This is a genomic window from Streptomyces sp. NPDC090021 (assembly GCF_044748225.1).
In the GTDB taxonomy this organism is placed as follows: Bacteria; Actinomycetota; Actinomycetes; order Streptomycetales; family Streptomycetaceae; genus Streptomyces.
Genome location: NZ_JBIVFO010000063.1, coordinates 19,473 through 29,560, shown reverse-complemented (window position 1 = coordinate 29,560; position 10,088 = coordinate 19,473). Strand labels below are relative to the sequence as shown.

Annotated in this window: 9 protein-coding genes; 2 read left to right on the top strand and 7 right to left on the bottom strand. The window is 69.1% G+C overall.

Annotated elements, in window-relative coordinates; genetic code table 11:
• Positions 1-446: 446 nt before the first annotated feature.
• The 3 genes from ACIPXC_RS32975 to thyX all read right to left on the bottom strand — a co-directional run bounded on the left by ACIPXC_RS32975 (position 447) and on the right by thyX (position 4,121).
• The gene (locus ACIPXC_RS32975) at positions 447-2,132 is read right to left on the bottom strand and encodes a ribonuclease J (RefSeq protein WP_401625594.1); all 1,686 of its coding nucleotides are present in this window, start codon (positions 2,130-2,132) and stop codon (positions 447-449) included.
• Between the two features lie 123 nt (positions 2,133-2,255).
• Positions 2,256-3,155 carry a 4-hydroxy-tetrahydrodipicolinate synthase gene (dapA, locus tag ACIPXC_RS32970; RefSeq protein WP_401625592.1) on the bottom strand — a complete coding sequence of 300 codons (900 nt, stop codon included), beginning with the start codon at positions 3,153-3,155 and terminating at the stop codon, positions 2,256-2,258.
• 225 nt (positions 3,156-3,380) lie between these two features.
• Positions 3,381-4,121, bottom strand: coding sequence for an FAD-dependent thymidylate synthase (gene thyX, locus ACIPXC_RS32965; RefSeq protein ID WP_037928573.1), 741 nt, complete (start codon positions 4,119-4,121; stop codon positions 3,381-3,383).
• A gap of 213 nt (positions 4,122-4,334) precedes the next feature.
• Here thyX and ACIPXC_RS32960 point away from each other — a divergent pair, with 213 nt between their 5' ends.
• Both ACIPXC_RS32960 and ACIPXC_RS32955 read left to right on the top strand, forming a co-directional pair.
• Positions 4,335-4,574, top strand: coding sequence for a hypothetical protein (locus ACIPXC_RS32960; protein WP_401625589.1), 240 nt, complete (start codon positions 4,335-4,337; stop codon positions 4,572-4,574).
• Between the two features lie 48 nt (positions 4,575-4,622).
• On the top strand, positions 4,623-5,186 hold the full coding sequence (locus tag ACIPXC_RS32955; RefSeq protein ID WP_401625586.1) for a hypothetical protein: 564 nt from the start codon (positions 4,623-4,625) through the stop codon (positions 5,184-5,186).
• 51 nt (positions 5,187-5,237) lie between these two features.
• Here ACIPXC_RS32955 and ACIPXC_RS32950 read toward each other — a convergent pair whose 3' ends face one another.
• From ACIPXC_RS32950 to ACIPXC_RS32935, 4 genes are read right to left on the bottom strand one after another with little or no spacing between them, the layout of a single operon-like run.
• Entirely contained in the window at positions 5,238-5,690 is a 453-nt protein-coding gene (locus tag ACIPXC_RS32950; protein ID WP_401625584.1) for a hypothetical protein, read from the bottom strand.
• Between the two features lie 14 nt (positions 5,691-5,704).
• Positions 5,705-6,457, bottom strand: a complete 753-nt coding sequence (gene dapB / locus ACIPXC_RS32945; RefSeq protein WP_401625581.1) for a 4-hydroxy-tetrahydrodipicolinate reductase — start codon at positions 6,455-6,457, stop codon at positions 5,705-5,707.
• 26 nt (positions 6,458-6,483) lie between these two features.
• Positions 6,484-7,863 (bottom strand): M16 family metallopeptidase, encoded by a 1,380-nt coding sequence (locus ACIPXC_RS32940; RefSeq protein WP_401625578.1) that lies wholly within the window; start codon positions 7,861-7,863, stop codon positions 6,484-6,486.
• Positions 7,860-10,082, bottom strand: coding sequence for a polyribonucleotide nucleotidyltransferase (locus ACIPXC_RS32935; RefSeq protein WP_046776395.1), 2,223 nt, complete (start codon positions 10,080-10,082; stop codon positions 7,860-7,862). The genes ACIPXC_RS32940 and ACIPXC_RS32935 overlap by 4 nt, the downstream gene beginning before the upstream one ends.
• Positions 10,083-10,088: the final 6 nt, after the last annotated feature.

Genomic DNA, 10,088 nt, shown 5'->3' with positions numbered 1-10,088 from the left:
TGGCACGCTGTTGAGTTCTCAAGGAACGGACGCTTCCTTCGTACTCACCTCAGCCTCTCGGCTGCGGCTTTCCTCCGGGCTTTCGTTCTGCTGTCCTGCGTTTCCGACTCTATCAGACTCTTTCGTGTCCGATTTCCTCGGTGCTTTCCAGGTTTCCGCTTTCGCGTTTCCCTTTCCGGCGATTCCAACCTTACCAGACCATTTCCTTGCCACTGTCGACTCGGATTTGAATTCGGTGGCCGTTGGAGGGCCTTTCCCTTTCGGGCGGATCAGACTTTATCAGGTCTCCCCGGTGTCTGATTTCCCACCCGCCCGCACGAACGGTCCGGACACACGTGTGTGCCGGGGTTTCTTGCGGGGTGGAGACGCCAACGTACTGGAGCGGGGCCCCCGGATGCAAATCCGGTTGCCCCGCTCCGGTGACGTCGCTACGGCGAGGGCCGTGATCAGACCTCGACCACGACCGGGAGGATCATCGGGCGACGGCGGTAGCTGTCCGAGACCCACTTGCCCATCGTGCGGCGGATGAGCTGCTGGATCTGGTGCGGCTCGGCGACACCGTCGGCCGCGGCGCGGGCGATGGCTTCCTCGATCTTGGTGATGACCGCGCCGAAGGCCGCGTCGTCGATGCCGGAGCCGCGGGCCTGGATGTTCGGGCCGCTGACCACCTTGCCGGTGGTGCTGTCCACGACGACGTAGACCGAGACGATGCCCTCGTCGCCGAGGATCCGGCGGTCCTTGAGCGAGGACTCGGTGACGTCGCCGACCGAGAGGCCGTCCACGTACACGTAGCCGGCCTGCACCTTTCCGGAGATCCGGGCCTTGCCGTCGACCAGGTCGACGACCACGCCGTCCTCGGCGATGACGATCCGGTCCTTGGGGACACCCGTCATGGCACCGAGCTCGGCGTTGGCGCGCAGGTGGCGCCATTCGCCGTGGACCGGCATCAGGTTCCGCGGCTTGCAGATGTTGTAGAAGTACAGCAGCTCGCCGGCCGAGGCGTGGCCCGAGACGTGCACCTTGGCATTGCCCTTGTGCACGACGTTGGCGCCCCAGCGGGTCAGGCCGTTGATCACGCGGTACACCGCGTTCTCGTTGCCCGGGATGAGCGACGACGCCAGGATCACGGTGTCACCGGGGACGATCCGGATCTGGTGGTCGCGGTTCGCCATGCGGGACAGGGCCGCCATCGGCTCGCCCTGGGAACCGGTGCAGACCAGGACGACCTCTTCGGGCGGCAGGTCGTCGAGCGTCTTGACGTCGACGACGAGGCCGGCCGGGACACGGAGGTAGCCCAGGTCCCGGGCGATGCCCATGTTGCGGACCATCGAACGGCCGACGAAGGCAACCCGGCGGCCGTACTCGTGGGCGGCGTCGAGGATCTGCTGGATGCGGTGCACGTGGCTGGCGAAGCTGGCCACGATGATCCGGTGGTGGGCGTTGGCGAAGACGTTCCGCAGGACGGTGGAGATCTCTCGCTCCGGCGGCACGAAGCCCGGGACCTCGGCGTTCGTCGAGTCGGACAGCAGGAGGTCGATGCCCTCCTCGCTCAGCCGCGCGAAGGCGTGCAGGTCCGTGAGGCGCTTGTCGAGCGGAAGCTGGTCCATCTTGAAGTCGCCGGTGGCGACGACAAGGCCCGCGCCGGTGCGGATCGCCACGGCCAGGGCGTCCGGGATGGAGTGGTTGACCGCGATGAACTCGCAGTCGAAGGGGCCCAGGCTCTCGCGCTCGCCCTCCTTCACCTCAAGGGTGTAGGGGCGGATGCGGTGCTCCTGGAGCTTGGCCTCGATGAGGGCCAGCGTCAGCTTGGAGCCGATCAGCGGGATGTCCGGCTTCTCCCGCAGGAGGTACGGAACGGCGCCGATGTGGTCCTCGTGGCCGTGCGTGAGGACGATGCCCTCGATGTCGTCGAGACGATCCCGGATGGACGAGAAGTCCGGCAGGATCAGGTCGATGCCCGGCTGCTCCTCCTCGGGGAAGAGGACGCCGCAGTCGACGATCAGGAGGCGGCCGTCGTACTCGAAGACGGTCATGTTGCGGCCGATCTCGCCGAGACCACCCAGGGGGGTGACTCTGAGGCCGCCCTTGGGCAGCTTCGGCGGCGGACCGAGTTCCGGATGCGGATGGCTCAAAAGTGTCTCCTCACCACGCACGCCACGTACCCGGAAGGCACGTGGCGCGCATGTCATTCGTGCACTTGCTGTTGTCTGCTCTGTATTTGTCCGGTGGTGCTTGTTCAGTTGTGAAGTCTGTTGTCAGAGCTGTACCCCGCCCGCGGCAAGATCGATCTTGAGCTGGGCCGTCTCTTCGTCGGTCAGTTCGATCAGCGGGAGTCGCAGCGGGCCGGCGGGCAGGCCCTGCAGGTTCAGCGCGCCCTTGGTGGTCATCACACCCTGGGTACGGAACATTCCGGTGTAGACGGGAAGCAGCTTCTGGTGGATCTCGGCCGCCTTCTGGACGTCCCCGGCGAGGTGGGCCTCCAGCATGGCGCGCAGGTCGGGGGTGACCACGTGGCCGACGACGGAGACGAAGCCGACGGCGCCGACCGACAGGAGCGGAAGGTTCAGCATGTCGTCACCGGAGTACCAGGCCAGGCCGCTCCGCGCGATCGCCCAGCCGGCACGGCCGAGGTCGCCCTTGGCGTCCTTGTTGGCCACGATACGGGGGTGCTCGGCCAGCCGGACCAGGGTTTCGGTCTCGATCGGGACGCCGCTGCGGCCGGGGATGTCGTAGAGCATGACCGGCAACCCGGTCGCGTCGGCGATCGCCGTGAAGTGCCGGTAGAGGCCCTCCTGCGGCGGCTTGCTGTAGTACGGGGTGACGGCGAGCAGGCCGTGGGCGCCGGTGCGCTCGGCCTGGCGGGCCAGTTCGAGGGTGTGGCGGGTGTCGTTGGTACCGATACCGGCGACCACGTGGGCGCGGTCTCCAACGGCTTCGAGTACGGCTCGTACGAGGTCGTTTTTCTCCGCGTCGCTGGTGGTCGGCGACTCACCGGTGGTGCCGTTGATGATCAGGCCGTCGTTGCCTGCGTCCACCAGGTGGACGGCGAGCTGCTGCGCGCCGTCGAGGTCGAGTGCGCCATCCGCCGTAAACGGCGTGATCATGGCGGTGAGGACCCGCCCGAAGGGGGTCTGCGGAGTCGAGATCGGAGCCATGGGTAACACGCTACTCGCTGCCATGCTCGCGGTGTCCCCTCGGGGGACGTCAACCGGGGGACGGGTCCCGGTGGTGACCGGGAGTGTTGGACGCCGGCACTGCCTGCTCGGGGGTTCAAGCAGTGCCGGGTCCGTTTGATCAGCCTAGATGAAGTTTACGAAACGTGGCAATACGGACACTTCGGACTTAACTCGCACATCTGTGCCCGAGAGGTGCGCCGGCCCCTACGGGGCGACGCGCCCGTTGCCGTTGTACGCCGCGTACGTCAGCGGCATGAGCCGGGCCCAGTGCTGCTCCATCTTCTCGCCGACCATCTCGATCTCCCGCTGCGGGAAGGACGGCACGGTCGCGAGCTCGTGCTGCGTGCGCAGCCCGAGGAAGTGCATCAGCGAGCGAGCGTTGCAGGTGGCGTACATCGAGGAGAAGAGGCCGACCGGCAGGACCGAACGGGCCACCTCCCGGGCCACGCCCGCGGCGAGCATCTCCCGGTACGCCTCGTACGCCTGTACGTAGGAGTCCTCCATGACGCGGGCGGTCAGCTCCTGCTGCGCCTGGGTGCCCTCGACGAAGACGTACTTGCCGGGGCGGCCCTCCTGAACGAGCTTGCGCTCCGCGTCGGGGACGTAGAAGACCGGCTCCAGCTCCCTGTAGCGGCCCGATTCCTCGTTGTAGGACCAGCCCACGCGGTGGCGCATGAACTCGCGGAAGACGAAGATCGGGGCGCTGATGAAGAAGGTCATCGAGTTGTGCTCGAAGGGGCTGCCGTGGCGGTCGCGCATCAGGTAGTTGATGAGGCCCTTGGAACGCTCCGGGTCCTTCTGCAGCTCCTCCAGGGACTGCTCGCCGGCCGTGGAGACGCGGGCCGCCCACAGCACGTCGGAGTCGGCGGCGGAGTGCTTCACCAGCTCCACCGTCACGTCGCTGCGGAAGCTGGGTTTCAGATCTGAAGCGGCGGTCTCGCTCACCGGGGGTCCTTCCAAACGTGCGTCCTGGGGCGCGCCCACTCTACGGCGCCCCCCACGGGTCGCCGCGCACGCTCACCCCTCACCGGGGTCTGCGCACAGCTGACGCACAGCCATGAATTTTGGTGAATGTCCCGAAATCCGGCACCGATGGGGCGGCCCGTACGTCCTACAGGAGAGAACGCACCCGCATCGAGCCCGAGGAGATGCCCTCTCATGTTTCGCCGGCGCGAACCCGTTCCGTTCGCCTTCGTCGCCGAGGCCGACCGTTTCCGGAGCAACGTCACCCCACCGCCGCGCGAGCGCCTGGGCAAGGCCCAGTTGGCCGCCCGTAGTCTGGTCGGACTGACGGTGGTCGCGGGGCTCGCCGGCTCACTGCTCTTCGGCATACCGGCGCTCCAGCCGAACGAGGCCGCGGAGAAGTCGCAGCAGTCGACTGCGGCCGAGGGGCGGTAGCCTCACGGGCAGAGCCCTACCGAACGTGCATGTGAGTGAGGTCCAGCCGTGCCCCTGCCCTTCCTGACGGCCGACGGCGTGTCCGATGCGGACGACGACGGCGACGAGGTCCTGGCCCACGCCGACCGCGACCGCTGGCGACGGCCCTACCGGCCCGGCCCCTGGCGCGTGGCCATCTCCGCGGTGCTGCTCCTGCTGTCCGCCTTCATGCTGCTGGCCACGATGATCGTCGCCTTCGCGGGCGGCGGCTGGGGCGGAGCGGGCGCCTGCCTGATCGCCGCTCTCGCCGTCCTCGGGTCCGCGCTGCAGATGCTGCGCGTCGGCGTGTGGGTCAGCCCTGCGGGTCTGCGCAGGGTCGGCTTCTTCGTGACCCGCACGACCGCGTGGAACGAGGTCACCGAGATCCGCACGGTGCAGCAGCCGGTGCGCTGGCTGGGGCTGCCGAGGACCGTGCAGGGGCAGGCGCTGACGATGTCCGCCCGGGACGTCGCGGAGCCCCCGGTGCTGCTGACCGACCACGACGCCGATTTCCTGTCGCGGGCCGAGGCCTTCGACCGGGCGGCCGACACGGTCGAGGCCTGGGCCGAGGAGTACCGGCCCGTGCCCGCCTGACACCCGGGTCCCGGGTGTGCCGGGACGCGCCGCGTGGAGCCCGTACAGGTGTCAGACCTGTACGGGCTTCTTGTCGTGCAGGGCGATCGCCCGCTGCATGGCCTTGCGCGCCCGCGGGGTGTCCCGGGCGTCGTGGTAGGCGACGGCGAGCCGGAACCAGCTGCGCCAGTCCCCCGGCGCGTCCTCGGTCTCGGCCTTGCGGCGTGCGAAGACCGCGTCGGCGGAGTCCCGCAGGATCCGGCCGTACTCGTCGCGCTCCAGCTCGTCCACGGGCAGTCCGCCCTCGGCCTCCAGCTCACCGGCGAGCTGGTTGGCCCTGGTGACGAACTGCGTGTTCTTCCAGAGGAACCAGACGCCGATGACCGGCAGGATCAGCACGGCCACCCCGAAGGTGACGGTGAGCGGGGTTCCCTGCTGGATCAGCAGCAGTCCCCGGCTGCCGACCAGGACGAAGTAGACGACCAGCACGGCGGCCGTGATGAAGTACGTGATCTTCGCGCGCATCTGAATCAGTCCGGTCAGCCCAGGTCGAGGAAGTTTTCCAGGCCGAAGGTGAGGCCCGGGGTCTGCGTCACGCGGCGCGCGCCGAGCAGGATGCCCGGCATGAAGCTGCTGTGGTGCAGGGAGTCGTGACGGATGGTCAGGGTCTCGCCCTCGCCGCCGAGGAGGACCTCCTGGTGCGCGAGCAGGCCGCGCAGGCGGACGGCGTGGACCGGGACGCCGTCGACGTCCGCGCCGCGCGCGCCGTCCAGCGCGGTGGCGGTGGCGTCGGGCTGTGCGCCGAGGCCCGCCTCGGCGCGGGCGGCCGCGATGAGCTGCGCGGTACGGGTCGCGGTGCCGGAGGGGGCGTCGACCTTGTTGGGGTGGTGCAGTTCGACGACCTCGACGGACTCGAAGTACCGGGCGGCCTGAGCGGCGAACTTCATCGTGAGGACGGCGCCGATGGAGAAGTTCGGGGCGATGAGCACACCGGTCTTCGGGGATGCGGCGAGCCACGTGCCGAGCTGCGCGAGGCGGTCCTCGGTCCAGCCGGTGGTGCCGACCACGCCGTGGATGCCGTGCCGGACGAGGAACTCGAGGTTCTCCATCACGGAGGCGGGGGTGGTCAGCTCGACGGCGACCTCGGCGCCGGCCTCGGCCAGCGTCTCCAGCCTGTCGCCGCGGCCGAGCGCGGCGACGAGCTCCATGTCCTCCGCGGCCTCGACCGCCTTGACGGCCTCGGCGCCGATGCGGCCCCGGGCGCCGAGGACTGCCACGCGCAGCTTGCTCATAGTCTCTTCCTTACCTGCGTACGGTTCTAGGCGACGACCTCGTCGAGGCGGGCGGCCTGCTTCTCCTTGAGCGGGCCGATCACCGCCAGCGAGGGCCGCTGGGCCAGTACATCCTGTGCGACCAAGCGGACGTCGTCCGGGGTCACCGCGGCGATCCGGGCGAGCATGTCGTCGACCGACATCTGGTCGCCCCAGCACAGCTCGCTCTTGCCGATGCGGTTCATCAGGGCGCCGGTGTCCTCCAGGCCGAGGACGGTCGAGCCGGAGAGCTGGCCGATGGCCCGCTCGATCTCGTCGTCGCCGAGGCCGTCGGTGGCGACCTTGTCGAGCTCGTCGCGGCAGATCCGCAGCACGTCGTGGACCTGGCTGGGCCGGCAGCCCGCGTACACGCCGAAGAGGCCGGAGTCGGCGAAGCCCGAGGTGTACGAGTACACGCTGTAGGCGAGGCCGCGCTTCTCCCGGACCTCCTGGAAGAGCCGGGAGGACATGCCGCCGCCGAGGGCGGTGTTCAGCACGCCGAGCGCCCAGCGGCGCTCGTCGGTGCGGTGGAGGCCGGGCATGCCGAGGACCACGTGGGCCTGCTCGGTCTTGCGGCTCACCAGATCGACGCGGCCGGAGGTGCGGATGCGCCGGGTGCCGGCGCGCGGGCCGATCGGCTCGGCGTCGGTGCGGGTGAGGGCGCCGGCCTTCTCGAAGGCGGCACGGACCTGGCGTACGACCTTGTTGTGGTCGACGTTGCCCGCCGCGGCCACGACGAGGTGGGTCGGGTCGTAGTGCTTCTTGTAGAAGCGGCGGATCCGGTCGGCACCGAGGGCGTTGATCGTGTCGACGGTGCCGAGGACGGGGCGGCCCAGCGGGGTGTCCCCGTACATCGTCTGCGCGAACAGGTCGTGGACCATGTCGCCCGGGTCGTCCTCGGTCATCGCGATCTCTTCGAGGATGACCCCGCGCTCGGCGTCGACGTCCTCCTCGCGGATCAGCGAGCCGGTGAGCATGTCGCAGACCACGTCGATGGCGAGCGGCAGGTCGGTGTCGAGCACCCGTGCGTAGTAGCAGGTGTACTCCTTCGCCGTGAAGGCGTTCATCTCGCCGCCGACCGCGTCGATCGCTGAGGAGATGTCGAGGGCGCTGCGGCGTCGCGTGCCCTTGAAGAGGAGGTGTTCGAGGTAGTGCGTGGCGCCGTTCAGCGTGGGCGTCTCGTCGCGGGAGCCGACGTGCGCCCAGATGCCGAAGGTGGCGGAGCGGACGGAGGGCAGCGTCTCGGTGACGACGCGCAGTCCGCCGGGCAGGACGGTGCGGCGGACGGTGCCGATGCCGTTCTGCCCCTTGAGCAGGGTTTGGGTACGGGCGACGGCCCGCCCCTCCGAGGAGGGGCGGGCCGTCACACGGGAACTACGCGACGTCACTTGTCGGAGTCGTCCTTGTCAGCCTCGTCGGCGGCGTCCTCGCCCTCGATCACGGGGATCAGGGAGAGCTTGCCGCGCTGGTCGATCTCGGCGATCTCGACCTGGACCTTGGTGCCGACCGCGAGCACGTCCTCGACGTTCTCCACGCGCTTGCCACCGGCGAGCTTGCGGATCTGCGAGATGTGCAGGAGGCCGTCCTTGCCGGGGAGCAGGGAGACGAAGGCACCGAAGGTGGTGGTCTTGACGACCGTACCCAGGTAGCGCTCGCCGACCTCCGGCATGGTCGGGTTGGCGATGCCGTTGATCGTGGCGCGGGCGGCCTCGGCGGCCGGGCCGTCGGCGGCACCGATGTAGATGGTGCCGTCGTCCTCGATCGTGATCTCGGCGCCGGTGTCCTCCTGGATCTGGTTGATCATCTTGCCCTTGGGGCCGATGACCTCACCGATCTTGTCCACGGGGATCTTGACGGTGATGATCCGCGGGGCGTTCGGGGACATTTCGTCCGGCGTGTCGATCGCTTCCATCATCACGTCGAGGATGTGGAGGCGGGCGTCGCGGGCCTGCTTGAGGGCCGCGGCCAGGACGGAGGCGGGGATGCCGTCGAGCTTGGTGTCCAGCTGGAGCGCGGTGACGAACTCCTTGGTGCCGGCGACCTTGAAGTCCATGTCGCCGAAGGCGTCCTCCGCACCGAGGATGTCGGTGAGGGCGACGTAGTGGGTCTTGCCGTCGATCTCCTGGGAGATCAGGCCCATGGCGATACCGGCGACGGGGGCCTTGAGGGGCACACCGGCGTTCAGCAGCGACATGGTGGAGGCGCAGACCGAGCCCATGGACGTCGAACCGTTGGAGCCGAGGGCCTCGGACACCTGGCGGATCGCGTAGGGGAACTCCTCGCGGGTCGGGAGGACCGGCACGATCGCGCGCTCGGCGAGCGCGCCGTGGCCGATCTCGCGGCGCTTGGGCGAACCGACGCGGCCGGTCTCGCCGACGGAGTACGGCGGGAAGTTGTAGTTGTGCATGTAGCGCTTGCGGGTCACCGGGGACAGGGTGTCCAGCTGCTGCTCCATACGGAGCATGTTGAGGGTGGTGACGCCCAGGATCTGGGTCTCGCCACGCTCGAAGAGCGCCGAGCCGTGCACGCGCGGGATGGCCTCGACCTCGGCGGCAAGGGTACGGATGTCCGTGATCCCGCGGCCGTCGATGCGGACCTTGTCCTTGATGACGCGCTCGCGGACCAGGGCCTTGGTGAGGCTGCGGTACGCGGCGGAGATCTCCTTCTCGCGGCCTTCGAAGGCCGGGAGGAGCTTCTCGGCGGCGATCTCCTTGACGCGGTCCAGCTCGGCCTCGCGGTCCTGCTTGCCCGCGATGGTCAGCGCCTGGGAGAGCTCGCCCTTGACGGCGGCCGCGAGGGCCTCGTACACGTCGTCCTGGTAGTCCAGGAAGACCGGGAACTCGCCCTCGGGCTTGGCGGCCTTGGCGGCCAGGTCGGCCTGGGCCTTGCAGAGGACCTTGATGAACGGCTTCGCGGCTTCGAGGCCTGCGGCGACGATCTCCTCGGTCGGCGCCTCGGCGCCGCCCTTGACGAGGGCGATGGTCTTCTCGGTGGCCTCGGCCTCGACCATCATGATCGCGACGTCGCCGTCCTCCAGGGTGCGGCCCGCGACGACCATGTCGAAGACGGCGTCCTCAAGCTCGGTGTGCGTCGGGAACGCCACCCACTGGCCGCGGATCAGCGCGACGCGGACGCCGCCGATCGGGCCGGAGAAGGGCAGGCCGGCCAGCTGGGTGGACGCGGACGCGGCGTTGATCGCGATGACGTCGTACAGGTGGTCCGGGTTGAGCGCCATGACGGTGGCGACGACCTGGATCTCGTTGCGCAGGCCCTTCTTGAAGGACGGGCGCAGCGGGCGGTCGATCAGGCGGCAGGTGAGGATCGCGTCCTCGGAGGGCCGGCCCTCGCGGCGGAAGAAGGAGCCGGGGATCTTGCCGGCCGCGTACTGCCGCTCCTCGACGTCCACCGTCAGGGGGAAGAAGTCGAGCTGGTCCTTGGGCTTCTTCGACGCGGTGGTGGCGGACAGCACCATCGTGTCGTCGTCCAGGTAGGCGACGGCGGAGCCGGCGGCCTGGCGGGCCAGGCGGCCCGTCTCGAAGCGGATGGTGCGGGTGCCGAAGGAGCCGTTGTCGATGACGGCCTCGGCGTAGTGGGTCTCGTTCTCCACTAGCGT